Source organism: Marinobacterium sp. xm-g-59, assembly GCF_013283315.1.
Taxonomy (GTDB): domain Bacteria; phylum Pseudomonadota; class Gammaproteobacteria; order Pseudomonadales; family Balneatricaceae; genus Marinobacterium_E.
In genome coordinates this window covers 181,398-201,453 of sequence record NZ_WBYR01000002.1, presented here as the reverse complement: position 1 = coordinate 201,453, position 20,056 = coordinate 181,398, and the positions used below count along the sequence as shown (strand labels likewise).

14 protein-coding genes and 2 pseudogenes are annotated in these 20,056 nt (G+C 48.8%); 12 read left to right on the top strand and 4 right to left on the bottom strand.

From position 1 onward, the window contains the following. Positions 1–37: 37 nt before the first annotated feature. Together XMG59_RS03425 and XMG59_RS03420 are read left to right on the top strand one after the other, a co-directional pair. On the top strand, positions 38–313 hold the full coding sequence (locus tag XMG59_RS03425; protein WP_173480450.1) for an HU family DNA-binding protein: 276 nt from the start codon (positions 38–40) through the stop codon (positions 311–313). Positions 314–706: 393 nt separating this feature from the next. After that, positions 707–1,027, top strand: coding sequence for a hypothetical protein (locus XMG59_RS03420; RefSeq protein WP_173498213.1), 321 nt, complete (start codon positions 707–709; stop codon positions 1,025–1,027). 1 nt (position 1,028) lies between these two features. Here XMG59_RS03420 and XMG59_RS03415 read toward each other — a convergent pair. Further along, positions 1,029–1,457, bottom strand: a pseudogene (locus tag XMG59_RS03415) (IS110 family transposase); the annotation flags it as partial. Positions 1,458–2,016: 559 nt separating this feature from the next. Here XMG59_RS03415 and XMG59_RS03410 point away from each other — a divergent pair. The 10 genes and pseudogenes from XMG59_RS03410 to XMG59_RS03365 all read left to right on the top strand — a co-directional run bounded on the left by XMG59_RS03410 (position 2,017) and on the right by XMG59_RS03365 (position 14,172). Continuing rightward, positions 2,017–3,804 carry an acyl-CoA dehydrogenase C-terminal domain-containing protein gene (locus XMG59_RS03410; protein ID WP_173498212.1) on the top strand — a complete coding sequence of 596 codons (1,788 nt, stop codon included), beginning with the start codon at positions 2,017–2,019 and terminating at the stop codon, positions 3,802–3,804. Positions 3,805–3,924: 120 nt separating this feature from the next. Continuing rightward, a complete protein-coding gene (locus XMG59_RS03405) occupies positions 3,925–4,242 on the top strand; it encodes an SCP2 sterol-binding domain-containing protein (protein WP_173480453.1) in 318 nt (105 codons plus the stop codon). Between the two features lie 67 nt (positions 4,243–4,309). Next, a complete protein-coding gene (locus tag XMG59_RS03400) occupies positions 4,310–5,980 on the top strand; it encodes an AMP-binding protein (protein WP_173483353.1) in 1,671 nt (556 codons plus the stop codon). An 18-nt stretch (positions 5,981–5,998) separates the two neighbouring features. Then, positions 5,999–6,556, top strand: coding sequence for a DUF2889 domain-containing protein (locus XMG59_RS03395; protein ID WP_173480455.1), 558 nt, complete (start codon positions 5,999–6,001; stop codon positions 6,554–6,556). A gap of 20 nt (positions 6,557–6,576) precedes the next feature. Continuing rightward, complete coding sequence (locus XMG59_RS03390) at positions 6,577–7,302, top strand: enoyl-CoA hydratase-related protein (RefSeq protein WP_371743722.1); 726 nt, start codon at positions 6,577–6,579, stop codon at positions 7,300–7,302. Between the two features lie 406 nt (positions 7,303–7,708). After that, entirely contained in the window at positions 7,709–8,458 is a 750-nt protein-coding gene (locus tag XMG59_RS03385) for an electron transfer flavoprotein subunit beta/FixA family protein (protein ID WP_173483352.1), read from the top strand. A gap of 12 nt (positions 8,459–8,470) precedes the next feature. After that, a complete protein-coding gene (locus XMG59_RS03380; protein ID WP_173498210.1) occupies positions 8,471–9,400 on the top strand; it encodes an electron transfer flavoprotein subunit alpha/FixB family protein in 930 nt (309 codons plus the stop codon). A gap of 69 nt (positions 9,401–9,469) precedes the next feature. Continuing rightward, the gene (gene fadB, locus XMG59_RS03375; protein ID WP_173488548.1) at positions 9,470–11,632 is read left to right on the top strand and encodes a fatty acid oxidation complex subunit alpha FadB; all 2,163 of its coding nucleotides are present in this window, start codon (positions 9,470–9,472) and stop codon (positions 11,630–11,632) included. Between the two features lie 13 nt (positions 11,633–11,645). After that, positions 11,646–12,821, top strand: coding sequence for an acetyl-CoA C-acyltransferase FadA (fadA, locus tag XMG59_RS03370; RefSeq protein ID WP_173488549.1), 1,176 nt, complete (start codon positions 11,646–11,648; stop codon positions 12,819–12,821). 249 nt (positions 12,822–13,070) lie between these two features. Continuing rightward, positions 13,071–14,172: pseudogene (locus tag XMG59_RS03365) on the top strand (IS3 family transposase). Between the two features lie 131 nt (positions 14,173–14,303). Here the strand turns inward: XMG59_RS03365 and XMG59_RS03360 are convergent. From XMG59_RS03360 to XMG59_RS03350, 3 genes are all read right to left on the bottom strand, one after another. Beyond that, a complete protein-coding gene (locus tag XMG59_RS03360; protein ID WP_173488550.1) occupies positions 14,304–16,670 on the bottom strand; it encodes an RND family transporter in 2,367 nt (788 codons plus the stop codon). Next, on the bottom strand, positions 16,667–17,773 hold the full coding sequence (locus XMG59_RS03355; RefSeq protein ID WP_173488551.1) for a YCF48-related protein: 1,107 nt from the start codon (positions 17,771–17,773) through the stop codon (positions 16,667–16,669). The genes XMG59_RS03360 and XMG59_RS03355 overlap by 4 nt, the downstream gene beginning before the upstream one ends. 249 nt (positions 17,774–18,022) lie before the next feature. Continuing rightward, complete coding sequence (locus tag XMG59_RS03350) at positions 18,023–20,047, bottom strand: FAD-dependent oxidoreductase (protein ID WP_173498209.1); 2,025 nt, start codon at positions 20,045–20,047, stop codon at positions 18,023–18,025. Between the last annotated feature and the right edge of the window lie 9 nt (positions 20,048–20,056).

The window sequence follows — 20,056 nt, the reverse complement described above, 5'->3', positions numbered from 1 at the left end:
AAACAAACAAAACATACTCTCTATTAAGGGGCACAACGTGAACAAATCAGAACTTATCGATTCTATTGCTGCATCTGCAGATCTTCCAAAAGCAGCTGCTGGCCGCGCTCTAGACGCCGCTCTAGAAGCAATCACTGGCGCACTAGCTAAAGGCGACTCAGTTGCACTAGTTGGTTTTGGTACTTTCGGTGTTAAAGAGCGTGCTGCTCGTACGGGTCGTAACCCACAGACTGGTCAGCCAATCCAGATCTCTGCAGCAACTCTTCCATCTTTCAAGCCAGGTAAGGCTCTGAAAGATGCCGTGAATAAATAAGAAACTGTTTCAATAGCTGTTGATAGATTTCCAAAGGCTCCTGTTCATAGGAGCCTTTTTTGTTTCTTGCCTTTCTTGTTCTAAATTGAAGTGTTTCATTCTTCAATCGAAGTAAAAATATTCGTTCATAAACCGATCGTTTCAAATAATTTCTTAATTTTATACTAAGCTGTCTTAATCGAATGTGATGGTAGGCGGTCTTGTTGATCCGCTAGCGGCTTCTTATACTTTGCAGAGGTTCCAATCAGGAAAGCGGGTTAATACTGTTAGAACGGATCAGCGAGCGATTCAACACCTCTATCGCTTCTATGATGAGCGTTCATTGAATTTTAAAGAGGAACTTAGGAAGCTTAAGCCGTTAACGGCAGGAGAAATTGAAGAATATTCTTCATCATGCAGTGTAAATTCGGTTATGATACGGAAGATCCTCTTCATCGAAAACAGATTGAGGCAGAACGAGATAAAGCCGTAGTAGAGCTGGAACGGCTCTTCGAACGCCTCAATGATCCAAACATCCCTGTGGAAGCCGTTGAACAGCATATAGAACATCATATGTCGATATACCGCAATGCAACTTCAATACTAGAGCAGGCTGAAATCATATTGACAGAAGAACAGGCCAAAAAGATTAAAGAGATCATGCCTTTTCGTTTAGATGGGTCCAACCCTAAAGATTGTTTATTCCAGTGCGGCGGAAATAGTGAAGAGGAGTAGCCAATATGACGGTTATCTGATTTACCAATGCAACGCGTTCTTCAACGAGCAATTTGCGAGCGCGGTGCATCGTTAATACAGCCTGCTGCTCCTCGCTCTTAATCGGCACAAATCGCATATTGGGTCTGCTAGCCGCTTCACAGATCGCCTCAGCATCATTGCGATCGTTCTTATCACTTTTACGATACGGCGCTACAAACTGGGGTGCCATCATGCGAACTTCATGTCCGAGCTTCTGAAGCTCTCTGGCCCAGTAGTGTGCCCCTCCGCAACTTTCCATGCCCACAATACAGGGCTCCTGTTGAGCGAAAAACTCTAATACCTTGGCGCGCTTGATCGTTTTCCGTACAACAGGCTTTTCTTGGTGATCGACAGCAAAAACTTCAAAGACGTTTTTGGCCAAATCGAAACCGATACGTATACTTTTCATGGTGGACTCCTGCTATTCGATTGATTATCTCACCTTCAATGTGGCACAAGATGCCGGGATTGGGGGAGTCCATCCCATTTCCCTAAGCTAGTGGAGCTTTTTCATTTTGCTTCCAGCTTTGTTGGTGTGGTTTCTATGCTGTTATCGGTTGTTTTTGGTTCCCTGATCGAGCAGTTATATAACCAGACGCTTCTGCCGTTGGTTGTTTTTTTTTTGCTCTTATCGATTTGCTCCTATGCCGTCACTTGTTGGGCAGTTTGTCATAGGACTGGCGAATAGCTCCTCCCGGGTAAAAACATCTTCTGATTGAAATTGTCATTTTCTTTGGCTGTTTATGTAAGTAAACAGCCCCTCAATCCCTCGTAATTCTTGGCTTTAATGGTTTCTGAAATCTTTTGTCAGTAAAACTGGTGGGTTTTGTCATTGGCGGATCATGCCCTTTGAACCAAGCTTAATAAAACCAATAAAGCTTAGTTGGACCAGTAAAAAGGTTCAGCGGAACTATCAGTATTACCCTCTAAGAACTGGTAGTCATAACGAGAATGATGAGGATGATGTAATGCCAGAATATAAAGCGCCACTTCGTGACATGGATTTTGTGCTGAACGAAGTATTGAATGCAGAGCAGCACTATCAGAGCCTGCCTGGGTGCGAAGATGCGACTCCGGATATGGTGTCTGCGATCATGGAAGAGGGTGCTAAATTCGCGGAGCGTGTTCTTTCACCATTGAATCAGATTGGTGACCAGCAGGGCTGCCAGTGGAGTGATGGTGCAGTAACGACTCCAGAAGGATTTAAAGATGCCTATCAGCAGTTTGTTGAAGGTGGTTGGCCATCGCTGGCTCATGAAGAGGAGTGGGGTGGTCAGGGCTTGCCTGAATCCATCGGTATCATCATCAACGAAATGGTGGGTACAGCCAACTGGTCCTGGAGTATGTATCCGGGTCTGAGTCATGGTGCGATGAATACGCTGGATGCTCACGGCACCGATGAGCAGAAAGAAACTTATCTGACCAAACTGGTGTCTGGTGAGTGGACCGGCACGATGTGCCTGACTGAGCCTCACTGTGGTACCGATCTGGGTATGCTGCGAACTAAAGCAGAGCCTCAGGAAGATGGCAGCTACAAACTAAGCGGCACCAAAATCTTCATCTCGGCCGGTGATCACGATATGGCAGACAACATTGTGCATATCGTACTGGCACGTCTTCCGGATGCACCTGAAGGCACTAAAGGTATATCCCTGTTTATTGTGCCTAAACATCTTCCACAGTCTCTGGGTGAGAACAACGGTGTGTCCTGCGGTTCGCTTGAACACAAGATGGGCATTCACGGTAACGCAACCTGTGTCATGAACTTTGATGATGCAACAGGTTATCTGATTGGTCCGCCAAACAAAGGTCTGAACTGTATGTTCACCTTTATGAATACTGCACGTCTGGGTACCGCATTGCAGGGCCTGGCTCATGCCGAATGGGGTTTCCAGAACTCTCTGGTCTACGCAAAAGACCGTTTGCAGATGCGTTCATTGAATGGTCCTGCAAGCCCGGATAAACCTGCCGATCCAATCATTGTTCACCCTGAAGTGCGTAAGATGTTGCTGACCCAGAAAGCCTTTGCAGAGGGTGGTCGGGCATTAATCTATTACTGTGCACAGCTCGTAGACCAGGTGAAGCTGACAGAAGGTGAGGAAAAAGAGAAAGCAGATGCGCTGCTCGCATTCCTGACACCAATTGCCAAAGCCTTCCTGACTGAAGTGGGTTTCGAATCCGCTAACCACGGTTTGCAGGTCTTTGGTGGTCACGGCTTTATCTCCGAATGGGGTATGGAGCAAAACGTACGTGATAGCCGCATATCAATGTTGTATGAGGGCACCACACAGATTCAGGCGCTGGACCTGTTGGGTCGCAAAGTGCTGATGTCTCAGGGTGAGTCTCTGAAAGGCTTTACCAAAATCGTACACAAGTTCTGTCAGGCTGAATCTGATAACGCTGAACTGCAGGCGTTCATCAAACCTCTGGTTGAACTGAACAAAGAGTGGGGTGAACTCACTATGCAGATCGGTATGAAAGCAATGCAGAACCGAGATGAAGTGGGAGCTGCTTCGGTGGATTACCTTATGTACTCCGGCTATGTGGTACTGGGTTATTTCTGGGCTCGAATGGTAAAAGTGGCTCAGGAAAAACTGGCTGCAGGCGAGGGTGATCAGGCGTTCTACGAAGCCAAACTGGCAACCGCTAAATTCTACTTCGAACGCATCCTGCCGCGCACACGTTCTCTGGTGGTAACTATGCAGTCAGGCTCAGATAACCTGATGGCACTGGATCAAGAGAAGTTTGCGTTTTAGGGCGGCAGTATGAAAAGAGTTCTGAACAACCCAGTAGGCCGCACAATGTTGCGCGGCCTGCTCAAACTGAACGCCAAACGTTATCAACTTAAAAATAAAAACAGTTCCGGGAGTACACAAATGGCTGATATGAATTCAATCTTTACCGAAATGAAAAGTCGCTTTAATGCAGATGCTGCAGCGGGCACAGATGCAGTGTTCCAGTATGAAATCAGTGACGGTGGTGAATGGTTTGTAACTGTACAGGACGGCAGTTGCGAAGTGACAGAAGGTAGTAATGATGATGCGACCGTTACCCTGCGAATGGACACTGAAACACTTGAAGAGGTGATGTCAGGAGAAACTGACGGCATGCAGGCGTTTATGAGTGGCCGTATCCAGGCAGATGGCGATATTATGCTGGCAACTAAACTGGCTGCGATTTTCCCTGTAGCCTAAAATTTATTACAACAAATAAATTTGAACCTTCAGGTTCTCTATAAGAATAACTATTGAGGAGCCCACGATGGTGCAGCAGCTACCTGCGGCGGATACTATTCCGGCTGATATAAATTCATATGGCTTTCAGACCGTACCCGATGTCCTGCGGTACAGTGTCGAAAAATATGCAGCGCGCCCTGCATTCACCAGCTTTGGACGTACCATCGATTACCAGGAGCTGGATGAGTTATCGGATGCGTTTGCAGTCTATCTACAAAAAGAAACCAGTCTTCAGCCCGGTGACCGCGTCGCTATCCAGCTACCCAACCTGATTCAATACCCTATTGTGCTGTTTGGCATTCTCAAAGCGGGGCTGGTGGTTGTGAATACCAACCCGCTTTATACCTCCAATGAGATGGAACATCAGTTTTGTGATTCCGGTGCCAAGGCGCTGATCATTCACAAAAGCATGGCGCACAAAGCAGAAAAAATATTGCAGAACACCGCCATTGAACATCTGATCGTGACGCAGGTGGGAGACCTGCATGATTTCATTAAGCGTAATCTGCTTAATGCAGCCGTTAAATATCTCAAGAAAATGGAGCCGGATTACAACCTTCCTCAGGCCGTGCCACTGCGTAAGGCTTTAATGCAGTATGTGGGTGAATCACCCGAAGCAGTTGAGGTAAAAACGGCGGATGTTGCCGTGTTGCAGTACACCGGGGGTACAACTGGCGTGTCCAAGGGTGCGGTACTCACTCATGCAAACCTGATTTCCAATATGCTGCAAGCTGAAGAGCGATTGGTGATGCCGGGTGTGAACTGGGCTGAAACCGTTATTTCACCGCTGCCTCTTTATCATATCTATGCCTTTACGGTTGCCCAGGTGGTCTCCCTGTTGGGTGGTCACAGCGTACTTATTCCAAATCCGCGTGATATTCCGGGTTTTGTTAAGGAGATGGGCAAGTGGAATATGAGTACCTTTGTGGGCTTGAACACTTTGTTTGTTGCACTCTGCAATAACGAGGATTTTCCAAATCTGGATTTCAGCAGCCTTAAATTCACCGCATCCGGTGGCATGGCCCTGAATCCATCAACCGCAGCTTTGTGGAAAGAAAAAACCGGCTGCGAAATCATTGAAGGATACGGTCTGACCGAAACTTCTCCAGCCGTATGCTTCAACGATCCAAACCAGACTCATTTGGGCACTATTGGTAAACCAATGGTACATACCGATCTGCGTCTGATCGGCACAGATGGCGAGGATGTGCCAAATGGTGAAGCGGGTGAACTTTGCGTCAAAGGGCCGCAGGTAATGCGTGGTTACTGGCAACGTGAACGCGAAACCAGCTCCGCATTCACAGATGATGGTTACTTCATTACTGGTGATATCGCGACCCGGGATGATGAAGGCTATATCCGCATTGTGGATCGTGCCAAAGATATGATTCTGGTATCCGGCTTCAATGTTTATCCAAACGAAGTTGAAGATACTCTGACCCTGCACCCGGATATCGTTGAGTGTGCCGCCATTGGTGTACCTGATGATATCTCAGGAGAAGTAGTGAAAGTCTTTGTTGTATCCAGTAATCCATCTCTTACCGCAGAAGAAGTGCGCGGATGGTGTAAGGATAAGCTGACCCGCTACAAGGTCCCTAAACAGGTTAAGTTTGCACAGGAACTGCCCAAATCCAATGTAGGCAAAGTTCTGCGTCGAATGCTGAGAACACCTGAAACTAAATCCGATGCTGCCTGAATAGCGAGAACATTGCTTATGCCGCTCTCAAAACCCGTTCGTCGTAAAAAGCATCATAATCGTAATGTGATGTGTAATGGCTTCGAACGTGATGATCAGCTATGGGATATTGAAGCAAGAATGACCGATATCAAAGCCTATGATATCGATAACCTTGAGCGGGACGGTTATGTCTCTGCAGGTGAAAACTACCATGATATGAGCATCCGGGTAACTATGGATCGCCGGTTCTTAATTTATGAAGTGGAAGCCTGTATCGACAGCAGCCCCTTTCGCATGTGCCCCAGAATTGCGGATGCCTTTCGTAAGTTAGAAGGTACCCGTATTGGTCCTGGGTGGCTAAGGCAGGTAAAAGAGAAGTTGGGTGGCGTTTTAGGCTGTACCCATATGAATGAGCTGTTGCCAGTGGTAGCGACCACCGCCGTACAGACTCTATGGCCTGTGAGCAAAGAGGATGTTCTGGAAACCGGAGCTAAGCTCATGCTCAATAGTTGCCATACCTGGGGGCAGAGCAGTGAGATGGTAAAGACCTACGCGCCGCAATTTTACCAACCGGAAAGTGAAGTGAACGGATGACGGACCTGGTTCTATACACGGTGGACGATGGTGTCGCTGAGATTGCGCTGAATCGACCGGATAAAAAAAACGCGATTACCCTGAATATGTACGAACAGGCCGTATCCTATCTGGATCAGGCGGCTTCGGATGAAAATGTCAGAGTGGTACTGTTCCGCGGTGAGGGGCAAAGCTTCTGCGCCGGAAACGATATTCAGGATTTCGTTTCAGGTATGGGCTCCCGCGAAAATCTGAAAAGCGTGGTCAGTTTTCTGCATCAGATAGCCACCTATAAAAAACCTCTCATGGCGGCCGTACAGGGCAATGCGGTTGGCATTGGAACCACCATGATGATGCACTGTGATCTGGTGATCGCCTCTGAGGATCTTAAATGCCAGATGCCTTTTGTACATCTGGGTTTGGTTCCGGAAGCCGGGGCAACTTTGATCATCCCCTCGATGTTAGGCCAGAGGCAGGCCTTTGAACTCCTGATTGAAGGCCGCCCATTTGGTGCGCAAAAAGCACAACAGAGCGGTTTAGTAAATGCGATAGCCGAAGTTGAAACCTATCTCGACGTTGCCAGAGAAAGAGCGCAAGCGCTGGCTCGTTTACCCAAAGAGGCGATTCTGGAATCCAAGCGTCTGATGAAAAAGCAGTATCAGGAAAACCTGCTTGCTGTGATTGATGAAGAGCTTGAGGTATTTTACGAGAGACTGTTTTCGGACGAAGCGCGTCAGGCGTTTATGGCTTTTTTACAGAAATCATAAAGGGGCAACAGCCCCTTTTCTGTTCCCCTAACTTATTTATTTTTCAGTGAATATTTCCGTTTATAAGGCGCTTTATGTCGCTAAGGATAACGGCCGAAACCGCTACGCTATTGCCAGCTATAGCGATAAAGATAGCAACCAACAGCCCTCGTTTTTCTGACTTTTCATACTTTATCTGCCAGCAGCAGATGTTGCTGTGCAGACCTTTCTGCCTTTTTTGGTGTTTTTTGATTGTTTTTGTTTGTTTGTAAACGCCTCTGTAAGCCACTATTTACGAGGCTTTGTTGCTTAATGCCATTTTTTGTCAGTTATGTAGCTGCTTTTTGTCATTGTTGAATTTTGGTCCGCAACTAGTATTTAAACATGACTAAAAACAACATCCGGATAAGAAATAGAAGAGGCAGTTATGAAAGTACTGGTCGCTGTAAAGCGTGTCATAGATTACAACGTCAAAGTGCGCGTTAAAGCAGATAGCAGTGATGTTGATCTGGCCAATGTAAAAATGGCCCTGAACCCTTTCTGTGAAATCGCAGTGGAAGAAGCAGTACGTCTTAAAGAGGCGGGCACTGCGGATGAAGTTGTTGTGGTTTCTATTGGTAGCAAAAGCTGTGAAGAGCAGATTCGAACTGCACTGGCACTGGGTGCTGACCGCGGTATTCGTATCGAGACTGAAGATGCACCGGATTCACTTTCCGTTGCCAAGCTCTTGGAAAAAGTCGTTGAGAAAGAAGCACCAGGTCTGGTGATTCTGGGTAAACAGGCGATCGATTCAGACAATAACCAGACCGGTCAGATGCTGGCTGCGCTTCTGGATCGTCCACAAGGTACGTTCGCCTCTGAAGTTAACGTATCGGGTGACAGTGTTCAGGTAACCCGTGAAGTCGATGGCGGCCTGCAAACGGTTGAACTGGCTATGCCAGCCATTGTGACTACAGATCTGCGCCTTAACGAGCCTCGTTATGCAGCCCTGCCAAATATTATGAAAGCGAAACGTAAACCTCTGGAAGTATTGAGCCCGGATGATCTGGGTGTCAGTGTCGGCAGTAATCTCACTCTACTTCGCGTAGAGCCACCTGCAGAACGTCAGGCAGGTATTAAGGTCGGCTCGGTGGATGAGCTGGTAGAGAAACTGCGCAACGAAGCCAAAGTGATTTAAGGAGGTTGAGTGATGACTACGTTGGTAATAGCTGAACACGATAACAAAGAACTTAAACCGGTTACCTTAAACACACTGGCGGCTGCTCAGGCGATTGGTGGGGATGTTCACCTGCTGGTGGCGGGTAGCGGTTGCGGTAGTGTGGCTGAGGCTGCGGCGCAGATCCCAGCAGTAAGTAAAGTACTCACTGCGGATAGCCCGGCATATGAACATCAGCTGGCAGAAAATGTCAGCAAACTGGTTCTGAGCATTGCTGCGGATTACAGCCACATTCTCGCGTCTGCGACCACAACCGGTAAGAACTTCCTGCCACGGGTTGCTGCGCTGCTGGATGTAAACCAGATCTCAGACATCATCTCTGTAGAGGCGGATGATACGTTCAAACGTCCAATCTATGCAGGTAACGCAATTGCCACTGTGCAGTCGGCTGATGCTGTCAAAGTCATTACCGTGCGCGGTACCGCTTTTGATGCGATTGAAAACAGCGGCGGCTCAGCTGAAATCTCCACTGTAGGCGAATCCTGTGATGCGGGTATTTCCAGCTTTGTCGGTGAAGAACTGGCGGAAAGTGACCGTCCGGAACTGACTGCAGCATCCGTAGTGGTATCCGGTGGTCGCGGTATGGGCAACGGCGAGAACTTTGACCTGCTTTACAAAGTGGCAGACAAACTCGGCGCTGCGGTGGGTGCATCCCGAGCCGCAGTTGACGCAGGTTTTGTTCCTAACGATATGCAGGTAGGTCAGACCGGCAAGATGGTTGCGCCGGATCTGTACATCGCGGTGGGTATCTCCGGTGCCATTCAGCACCTGGCAGGTATGAAGGATTCCAAAATCATTGTTGCGATCAACAAAGATGAAGAAGCCCCAATCTTCCAGGTGGCAGATTATGGTCTGGTGGCAGACCTCTTTGAGGCAGTACCCGAGTTAGAGGGCAAGTTGTAAGCCCTTCATTAATATCAAAGAGCCTCGTTATACCGAGGCCAAAAATAAAAAATAGACGGAGCAACTTAGATGCTTTTCGAAGGAAAATCGATTCAGGTTCAGCCGGTCGAAAACGGAATCTACGAAGTGGTTTTTGACCGCAAAGATGATGCCGTTAACAAACTTGACCGTACCACCACTGCAGAACTGCATGAAGCCGTGGCTGTATTGCAGGCGATTGATGACCTGCAGGGCGTTATTTTTACCAGCGCCAAAGAGAGTTTTATTGTCGGTGCCGATATCACCGAGTTCATGGGCTTCTTCACACAGGAAGACGATGTACTGATTGCCGGTTTAATGGAGACCCACGGTCTGTTAAATCAGATCGAAGACCTAAAAGCCCCCACCGTTACAGCAATTAACGGACTTTGCCTCGGTGGTGGGTTTGAGGTCGCCCTGGCGACAGATTACAGAGTACTGGGTGATCAGGCCAAAGTGGGCCTGCCTGAAGTAAAACTGGGTATCTTCCCCGGTTGGGGCGGCACCATTCGTCTGCCTCGTCTGATCGGTGTTGATAACGCGAATGAGTGGATCTGCGCAGGTGTCGAAAAACGTGCCGATGCAGCGCTTAAAGATGGCGCGGTTGATGCGGTAGTGACCACAGCACAGGTACGTGAAGCCGCGCTGGATCTGTTGAAAGGCTGTATTTCCGGCAAGTTTGATTATCAGGCCCGTCGTGATGAGAAGAAGAGCCCGATCAAACTGAATCAGGTTGAGCAGATGATGGCGTTTGAATCCGCTAAAGGTGTCATCGGTGGTAAGGCGGGTCCTCACTATCCAGCACCTATGGCAGCTCTGAAAACGGTTCAGAAGCATGCCAACCTGCCACGTGAAAAAGCCAACGAAGTGGAAGCGAAAAATTTCGTCAAAGTGGCTAAAACAGATGTCTGCGCATCACTGGTGGGCCTGTTCCTTAAAGATCAGTATGTGAAAAAAGTCAGCAAAAGCTTTGAGAAACAAGCAGAACCTGTTGCCAAGGCTGCCGTACTGGGTGCCGGTATTATGGGCGGCGGTGTTGCGTATCAATCCGCGGTTAAAGGCACGCCAATCCTGATGAAGGATATTAACGAGGGTGCCCTGCAACTGGGTCTGGATGAAGCCACTAAACTGCTGAACAAACGTGTATCCCGCGGTCGTATGGATGCCATGAAAATGGCAGGCGTACTGAACAAGATCACCCCAACACTGAACTACGGTGATTTCGGTAACGTTGATCTGGTGGTTGAAGCGGTAGTTGAACATCCTAAGGTTAAAAAAGCGGTTCTCGCAGAAGTTGAAGAACAGCTACAGGAAGGCGCGATCCTGACCTCCAACACATCAACGATCTCGATTACAGAGCTGGCTACGGCTCTGAAAAAACCTGAAAACTTCTGCGGTATGCACTTCTTTAACCCCGTGCATCAGATGCCGCTGGTTGAGGTTATCCGCGGTGAGAAATCTTCGGAAGCAGCCGTTGCGCGTACCGTCGCTTATGCAAAAGCGATGGGTAAAACCCCAATTGTTGTGAATGACTGCCCAGGCTTCCTGGTTAACCGAATTCTGTTCCCGTATTTCGGTGGCTTTACGGCCCTGATGGAAGATGGCGCAGACTTCAGGCAGATCGACAAAGTGATGGAAGGGTACGGCTGGCCAATGGGCCCAGCGTATTTGCTCGACGTTGTTGGCATCGATACCGCACACCACGCCGATGCGGTGATGGCGGTAGGTTATCCAGATCGCATGAGCCATGAAGGCGAAAACGTGATCGACCGTATGTTCAAACTGGAGCGTTTCGGCCAGAAGAACAACAAAGGTTTCTACCAGTACGAGCTGGATCGTAAAGGTAAGCCTAAGAAGATCGTTGATGAAGAAGTGCCTGCACTGCTGGAAGGTATTGCTGCAGATACACGCGAATTCAGCGATGAAGAGATTATCGAACGCATGATGATTCCACTGTGTATCGAAACGGTTCGTTGTCTTGAAGATGGTATCGTTGCCAGCCCCGCTGAAGCCGATATGGGTCTGATCTACGGTATCGGCTTCCCTCCATTCCGTGGTGGTGCTCTGCACTATCTGGATCAGATCGGTCTGGATAACTTCGTTGCAATGGCTGCTAAATATGAATCTCTGGGTCCGCTGTACCAGCCAACAGAGAAAATGAAGCAGATGGCAGCTGCTGGCGAAAAATACTTTTCTGAAAGTGCACAGGATTAAGGGGTAAAGACAGATGAACTTGAAACCAAATGACGTAGTAATCGTTGACGGTGTTCGTACCCCAATGGGTAAATCGAAAAACGGTTCGTTCCGAAATGTTCGTGCCGAAGCACTGTCAGCCGCAGTAATGAAAGGTCTGCTGGATCGTAATCCAGCAGTTAAAGGCGGTGATATCGAAGATATCATGTGGGGTTGTGTAAACCAGACTAAAGAACAGGGCTTCAACATTGGCCGTAACGCTGCTGTTCTGGCAGGCATTCCTCACACGGTAGCAGCGCAGACCATCAACCGATTGTGTGGTTCTTCCATGGCAGCGTTGCATGCAGCAGCACAGGCGATCATGACTGGCAACGGTGATATCTTCATCGCTGGTGGTGTTGAACACATGGGCCATGTTTCCATCATGCACGGTGTGGATATCAATCCGGAAATGTCTAAGCAGGTAGCGAAAGCTGCAATGATGATGGGGGTAACTGCGGAAATGCTGGGCAAGATGAACGGCATCAGCCGTCAGATGCAGGATGAGTTTGGTGCTCGTTCTCACCGCCTGGCTCACGAAGCGCACCTAAAAGGTCTGTGGGATAGCGAGATCATCCCTGTAGAAGGTCATGATGAAAACGGTTTTAAATCTCTTCTGGAAGCAGATGAAGTCATCCGTCCTGAGACTACCGTTGAAACCCTGGGTGCTCTGAAGCCAGTGTTCGTACCTAAAGTAGGTACAGTAACTGCGGGTACGTCTTCTGCATTCTCTGATGGCGCATCGGCGCTGCTGGTGATGTCGGCGGCTAAAGCTGAAGAGTTGGGCCTGACACCACGTGCGCGCATTGTGAGTATGGCAGTTGCTGGTTGTGACCCATCCATTATGGGTTACGGCCCGGTACCGGCCACTCAGAAAGCACTGAAACGTGCGGGTCTCTCCATCGAAGATATCGACTATGTCGAGCTCAACGAAGCGTTTGCAGCACAAGGCCTCTCTGTCCTAAAAGGTCTGAAATTGCTCGATAAGATGGAAGACAAAGTAAACCTCAAAGGTGGTGCAATTGCACTGGGTCACCCTCTGGGCTGCTCCGGTTCCCGTATCACCAACACGCTGATGAACGTACTGGAACAGAACGATGGCACATTAGGTCTGGCGACCATGTGTATTGGTATGGGCCAGGGTATTTCCACCATCATAGAGCGTGTTTAACCCAGCCCTAACTCTTTCTTGCAACACTCGCTTTTCGCTATTTGCCCCGCATTTGCGGGGCTTTTCATTTAATATTGCCTAAAATCAGGCGATAGAATCAGAAAGCAATTTTAACCAACTCACACTCATGTAAGGATTACCCACAGTATCCAAGAGGAAGGCTAATGGCGCTCTACATTATCCCAGTTCATCGCCACTAGTTTGCTAGACACCTCTCAGCCATAGAAAATGGCTTTTAAAGAGGTGCTTATGAGCAACAAACGTTATCCCGAAGAGTTCAAAATCGAAGCGGTTAAACAGGTCACTGACCGAGGCTACAGCATTGCAGATGTGGCTAATCGGCTCGATGTTACAACCCACAGCCTTTATGCCTGGGTCAAGAAGTACGGCCCCGATTCAGCCGAGTATAAAGCGAAGTCAGATGAGCAGTTAGAGATACGCCGCCTCAAGAAAGAACTGAAGCGAGTCACTGAAGAGCGAGATATATTAAAAAAAGCGGTGTACTTCGCCAACCAGTCCGATTGAGGTAAACCTTTATCCGTGATCATCATAAGGATTGGCCCGTACGCCAGCTCTATTCATTACTGGATGTGCATCCTAGTGGGTATTACGCATGGCGTAAGCAGCCTTCTTCCAGGCGCTATGCAGCAGATCAACGGCTCACTGGATTGATCAAGCAGTACTGGCTGGAGTCAGGTGGTTTGTATGGCTATCGGAAGATCCATAGTGATCTGCGCGAGTATGGTGAAACCTGTGGCCCCAATAGAGTTTATCGGCTCATGCGGTTAGCTGGGTTGAAGGTTCATATTGTTACTCCGAACCGACTACAGCAGCAATTCAGTGTCGCTGCCCCTAATAAAGCTTGGGTAACAGATATCACCTATATCAAAACCCATGAGAGGTGGCTGTATTTGGGTGTTGTCGTTGACCTGCTCTCAAGAAGGGTGATTGGATGGTCAATGCAATCCTGTATCACAAAGCAACTGGTGCTAGATGCGTTGCTCATGGCTGTATGGCGACGTAATCCTCAGTCAGAGGTAGTCGTTCATTCTGGTCAGGGAAGTCAGTACACAAGCTATGATTGGCAATCCTTTTTAGAGATACATGGCCTAAAAGGCAGTATGAGCCGACGAGATAACTGCCACGACAATGCCGTTGCTGAGAGCTTTTTCCAACTACTGAATCAGAAAGAATCCGCGGCAAGGTTTATGCAACCAGAGAAGATCCACGCAGTGATATCTTTGAATACATAGAGCTGTTTTACAACAGCAAACGATGTCATGGTTTTAATGATCAGCTATCACCGAAAGAGTATGAAAACCGATATGAAAAACGGCTGCTGAGTGTCTAAAGAACTAGTGGCGATTCAAATTTATATAAAGGGGAGAGCAAAATCATTTGGAGTTTGGTTTTCTATCCAAACTCTATCGTGTTTGATTTTGCTCTTTTCACCAGCCTGCACACCTTTAAACTCTAAATATTCTAGGGCTCTACTTTGTTGCTCGTCTTACCGTAAGGATTAAGCAGGCAGGCAATCGCCGGTAACAGAATCAGCGCACCCAGCATGTTCCAAATAAACATAAAGGTCAGCAGGATACCCATATCCGCTTGGAATTTGATGGGTGATAGTACCCATAGGACCACACCAATACCTAACGTTAGGCCGGTGAAGGCAACTGATTTACCGGTGCTCTGCAGGGTTTCCAGATAAGCTGCAGCGAGGCTATGGCCTTGTTCCAGATAGGTTTTCATCTTCGAATAGATATAGATACCGTAGTCGACCCCAATACCTACACCCAGAGCAATTACAGGCAGGGTAGCGACTTTAACGCCAATACCCAGTTGGGCCATCAATGCCTGACAAAGAACGGATGTCAGTGCCAGCGGCGCGATGATGCAGATCACTGTGCTGATGGATCGGAAGGTCAGCAGGCAGAGAATACTGACGACGGAATATACCCAGATCAGCATTTCGTACTGGGCGTCTTCAATCACTTCATTAGTTGCGGCTTCGAAACCCGCTTTACCCGCGGCCATCAGGAACTCGATACCTTCAACCTGATGGTTGTTGGTAAAGTCTTCTACGGCAGCGGTGATGGTTTTCAGGGTCTCGGCTTTGTGATCATCCAGGAAAACGATGACTGGCAGTAGAGAGCAGCTACTGTTCATCAGACCTGCCGGAACGTAAGCCAGAGAGGCGTTGATTACGAACTGGTTGCGGCTGACAGAGCGCCATTTCAGGTTCCATTCGTTAAGGCCCGCAGTTACCCGCTCAGAGACATCAGTTAAGGATATGCTGGATTGCACCCCTTCAATGCCTTGCAGGTAGAACTGGAAGCGGTCAACCAGTGACAGGGTCTGGAAACTGCTGCACTGTTCCTCTTCAGTTGCGACCATCACCACAAAGACATCGCTGGAAGTGGAGTAGTTGTCGGTGATAAAGGCGTTATCCAGATTGTAACGGGAGTCCAGCCGTAGTTCTGGTGCGCCTTTATCCAGATCACCGATCTTCAGATCTTGACTGAAGTATAAACCGCCAACCAGCATAAACAGGGCAACGGTAATCGCCATGGTGGCACCTTTAGGTGTGGCGAATACAGAGAACATGCGCCAGTGAGAGTTCTCTTTTGCAATATTGCATTTTGCCCGGGCGATCGCATTTTTACCCACACCTACATAGCTCATCAGCAGTGGCAGTAGCATCAGATTGGTCAGTACGATTACTGCAACACCAACCGATGCTGCGACTGCCAGATCCTGAATCACCTGAATCTGAATCACCATCAGTGTAATAAACCCAATACCGTCTGAGATCAGGGCTGTGAGTCCGGGAATATAGATGGTTTTAAATGCATGGCGCGATGCCTGAATCTTATCGGCGCCATTGGTTGCGGATTCCAGAGTGATTGTATTTACAATCTGCACACCGTGGCTGACTGCAATGGCAAAGACCAGAAACGGCACAAGCATGGAGTAGGGGTCGATGCCATAGCCGAGCATTTTGAGCAGCCCCAGCTGCCAGATAACCGCAGCAAGGGAACAGATTAGTGGCACAATCGTACCCATAACACTGCCGGAGTAGAGATAGAGCAGGGCCAGGGTAATCAGAATAGCCACGGCAAAGAACAGAGCCACTTCAGTCGCACCATCAATCAGATCACCGACGATTTTGGCAAACCCGGTGATGTGAATATCGACGGCGTCTGAGCTGTATTTATCACGAATCAGCTCTTCAACCTGTTCCGAAAAGCTCTGGTAGTTAAGGCGTTCACCGGTATCCGGGTGCTTATCAAACAGCGGCACCTGAACCATCGCAGAGCGGAAATCGTTAGCAACCAGAATACCTACCTGACCGGAACGCAGAATGTTAGTCCGTACCTGTTCCAGACTTTGCTCGGAACCGTCGTATTTGGCGGGAATAACCGGGCCGCCGACAAAACCTTCTTCGGTAACCTCGGTCCAGCGGACGTTAGGGGTCCAGATAGATTTCAGGGCGGAGCGGTCGACACCGGGAATGAAAAACAGATCATCGGTAACGTTTTTCAACGTTTCCTGAAATTCTGCTGTGAAGATATCCCCATCTTTTGCAGCCACCACCACACGGATACTGTTGCCTAATCCGGCAAGGTCATCGCGGTAGTTGATATAGTTCTCAACATAGGGATGCGAGGATGGGATCATCTTGATAAAGCTGGCATCCGGGCGGATCTGGCTTGCTTGCCAGCCCAGAATCACAGTAGCAATCAGGAACAGGCCCAGTACCAGTTTGCGATGTGTATAGAGAAAGTATTCGGCCAGGCGTTCACTGGTCTGGATAGGCCACAAAAGCAGAGCGGATAGCTTGTTCATTGTGCAGCCTCCTTACCAATAAGCGATAGGTGCACAATGCCGGTTTCACCGGTAATCACCAGTGAATCAGCCACCTGTGTCAGGGACGTAAATGTTCGCAGCTGACGTTTACCCAGAGGCTCAAATCCAGTGCCTTTCTGGCGCAACAGCGTGCCGCCCTGACCGACCATAATAATCTGGTCATCCACCACAATGGCATCGTTGATGGTGGCTGCGACCGGCAGCTCAACACTTTGCCAGTTCTGGTTTTGATCATCAAAACGGAAAGTGTTCCCACGTAAACCCATGATGTACAAAGAATCCGATTCTGCTGCTGAGAAGAAGGAACCATCGTAAGGAGAATCAAGGTTGAGCCAACTTTCACCATTATCATCACTGGCGAGCAGAAGTCCGGCTTCACCGAGAATGAGCAGACGGCCTGATTTAAGCTGATAGATGCGGTTAAGGTGGAAACCTTCCGGGTTTGGTAGCTCATGCCCTATAAACTGCCAGCTTTGTCCCGCATCTCTGGTTTCGAGCATCGTACCGTAGGCACCGATCAGGAAACCGTGGCTGGAATTCAGAAACAGCATATCCAGCAGGGGTGAAGTTGGTCCTTCTTCCTGTGCGATGACAGCATCATCCAAGGCATATTCGGTATCTTCAATCTGTTCGGGTGTGAAGTCATCGGTTGTCATGGAACCGAGCAGATTTTCAAGAGCCGTGATTCGTAACTGGTTAATGTCGTTACCGCTAAGAACGGATTTCCAACTGGAGCCACTATCGGTGGTTTTAAGCACTAGACCATCGTGACCAATCGCCCAGCCAGTCTGAGTATCCGTGAATTTAATACTGGTCAGCAGTGCGCTGGCAGGTACTGATGCCTGATGCCACTTCTTGCCCTGATCATCCGAGTAAACGATGACGCCTTGCTCTCCGGCAGCAACCAGTCTTTTACCTGTATTAGCGACGGATAACAGCAGTGACTTTTCAGCACCTTCGCGGGTGAGGGCTGAAGTAGACAGACGGTCTGACGTCAGTTGTTCTGAGGCCGAAGATGGAGATAGAGGTGTAAATAGTGAGCAGAGTATCAGTAACGAACTGCCAGTAATTCTTTTGAGCATCTGATAACCAGTAATTATTTTTATATTTGGTGGCCCTTCCTGATGATTCTGAAAGGTTACCTGCATCATGCTTTATTAGGTATAGAATCGCCAATAACAAAAGTCACCAGTTTTTATGACATTATTTTTCAAACCCTGCTTAGGTGCTTGAATTACTGTGAAAATTGATAGGGAAAAAGGTGGCGTTTACGGTCATAAAAAAGGGCAGGGTTGTTCAAAACCGCTGCCCTTTATAGGTGGAGTGGGTGTTTAAATTGTTGCAGCCAACTGCGTGCCCTGATGAATCGCACGTTTGGCATCCAGCTCCGCCGCCACATCAGCACCGCCGATCAGATGGACCGGCACATCTTTAATCTGGTCAGCCAGATCACGTTTCGGCTCCTGACCAGCACAGATAATGACATTATCAACTTCCAGTAACTGCGGTTCGCCATCGACCAGCAGGTGTAAGCCCTGATCATCGATCTTCTGGTACTCACATTTGTTAAGCATTGTCACACCTTTCTTGGCAAGATCGGTACGGTGTATCCAGCCAGTGGTTTTACCCAGACCGCTGCCTACCTTGCTTTTCTTACGTTGCAGCAGGAATACCTCACGCGCAGCCGGTTCAAAGGCGGGTTTCATGTTCTCAACACCACCACGGGCGTTCATGCTCATGTCCACACCCCATTCCTGCATAAAGGCGGAGATGTTCTGGCTGGTGGATTCACCCTGATGGATTAACACTTCTGAGATATCAAAACCAATACCGCCTGCGCCGATGATCGCGACTTTCTGACCAACTTCAGCACCCTTCATAACATCCAGATAGCTGAGCACTTTCGGGTGGTTAACACCCTCAATATCCGGGGTTCGAGGGCTGATGCCTGTGGCAAGTACAACCTGATCGAATCTGCCTTCCTGAAGTGTTTCTGCAGTTACTTTAGTGTTTAGCTGAAGGTTTACTCCCGTGAGCTCAATTTGCTTGCCGAAATAACGCAGGGTTTCATAGAACTCTTCTTTACCCGGTATGCGCTTGGCAATATTGAACTGGCCACCGATCTCGGATGCTGCATCAAACAGAGTGACATTGTGGCCGCGTTGAGCGGCGGTGGTGGAAAATGCTAAACCGGCTGGTCCTGCACCGACTACAGCAATGTTCTTAATATCGGTGGCTGGGGTAATGACCAGTTCTGTTTCATGACAGGCACGGGGGTTAACCAGGCAGCTCGTCAGCTTGCCCACGAACACATGATCCAGACAAGCCTGATTGCAACCGATGCAGGTGTTGATCTCATCGGCTCTGTTTTCGGCCGCTTTTTTCACGAATTCCGGGTCTGCCAGAAAAGGACGGGCCATAGAGACCATATCCGCATCACCACGGGCCAGGACCTCTTCGGCTACATCGGGCATATTGATTCGGTTTGAGGTGATGACCGGAACATTAAGTGCCTTACGCACCTTGGCTGTCACCCAGGTGAACGCAGCGCGAGGAACCTTTGTGGCAATAGTAGGGATGCGGGCTTCATGCCAGCCGATGCCGGTATTGATGATGGTGGCACCGGCTTGTTCAATCGCCAGTCCAAGTTGAACGATCTCTTCGTAGCTGCTACCGCCTTCAACCAGATCCAGCATGGAAAGGCGGTAGATAATGATAAAGTCAGTACCGACGGCTTCACGCACCCTTCGAACGGTTTCCAGAGCAAAGCGGATACGCTGGTCATATTCACCCCCCCAGCCATCATCGCGCTGGTTGGTGCGTGCGGCAATAAACTGGTTAATCAGATAGCCCTCTGACCCCATGATTTCGACACCGTCATATCCTGCTTCTTTTGCAAGGGATGCACAGTTCACAAAATCTCTGATCTGTTGCTCAATATCGTCTTCCGAAAGCTCTTTGGGTGGGAATGGGTTGATCGGTGCCTGAATTGCAGATGGCGCAACCGGCTGAGGATTGTAGGCATAGCGACCCGTATGCAGTATCTGCATACAGATCTTGCCACCTTCCTGATGTACCCGATCCGTCACGATGCGGTGGTTTTTTACATCTTCTGGTGTGGACATCTGTGCAGCATGACCATGCACCGCACCTTCTTTGTTTGGGCCTATGCCACCGGTAACAATCAGTGCCACACCGCCACGAGCACGTTCTGCGTAAAACTCAGCCATACGTTCAAATCCATTAGGGGCTTCTTCAAGACCCAGATGCATAGAACCCATCAGGACACGGTTTTTCAGAGTGGTGAAACCCAGATCCAGGGGCTGTAAAAGATTAGGGTAGGCTGTTGTCGTCATTCTTAGTAT

Coding starts and splice junctions, on each gene's coding strand:
- XMG59_RS03380 (WP_173498210.1), top strand. CDS start 8,471: ATGACTACGTTGGTAATAGCTGAACACGATAACAAAGAACTTAAACCG.
- fadA (WP_173488549.1), top strand. CDS start 11,646: ATGAACTTGAAACCAAATGACGTAGTAATCGTTGACGGTGTTCGTACC.
- XMG59_RS03410 (WP_173498212.1), top strand. CDS start 2,017: ATGCCAGAATATAAAGCGCCACTTCGTGACATGGATTTTGTGCTGAAC.
- XMG59_RS03360 (WP_173488550.1), bottom strand. CDS start 16,670: ATGAACAAGCTATCCGCTCTGCTTTTGTGGCCTATCCAGACCAGTGAA.
- fadB (WP_173488548.1), top strand. CDS start 9,470: ATGCTTTTCGAAGGAAAATCGATTCAGGTTCAGCCGGTCGAAAACGGA.
- XMG59_RS03405 (WP_173480453.1), top strand. CDS start 3,925: ATGGCTGATATGAATTCAATCTTTACCGAAATGAAAAGTCGCTTTAAT.
- XMG59_RS03420 (WP_173498213.1), top strand. CDS start 707: ATGCAGTGTAAATTCGGTTATGATACGGAAGATCCTCTTCATCGAAAA.
- XMG59_RS03395 (WP_173480455.1), top strand. CDS start 5,999: ATGCCGCTCTCAAAACCCGTTCGTCGTAAAAAGCATCATAATCGTAAT.
- XMG59_RS03385 (WP_173483352.1), top strand. CDS start 7,709: ATGAAAGTACTGGTCGCTGTAAAGCGTGTCATAGATTACAACGTCAAA.
- XMG59_RS03350 (WP_173498209.1), bottom strand. CDS start 20,047: ATGACGACAACAGCCTACCCTAATCTTTTACAGCCCCTGGATCTGGGT.
- XMG59_RS03400 (WP_173483353.1), top strand. CDS start 4,310: ATGGTGCAGCAGCTACCTGCGGCGGATACTATTCCGGCTGATATAAAT.
- XMG59_RS03355 (WP_173488551.1), bottom strand. CDS start 17,773: ATGCTCAAAAGAATTACTGGCAGTTCGTTACTGATACTCTGCTCACTA.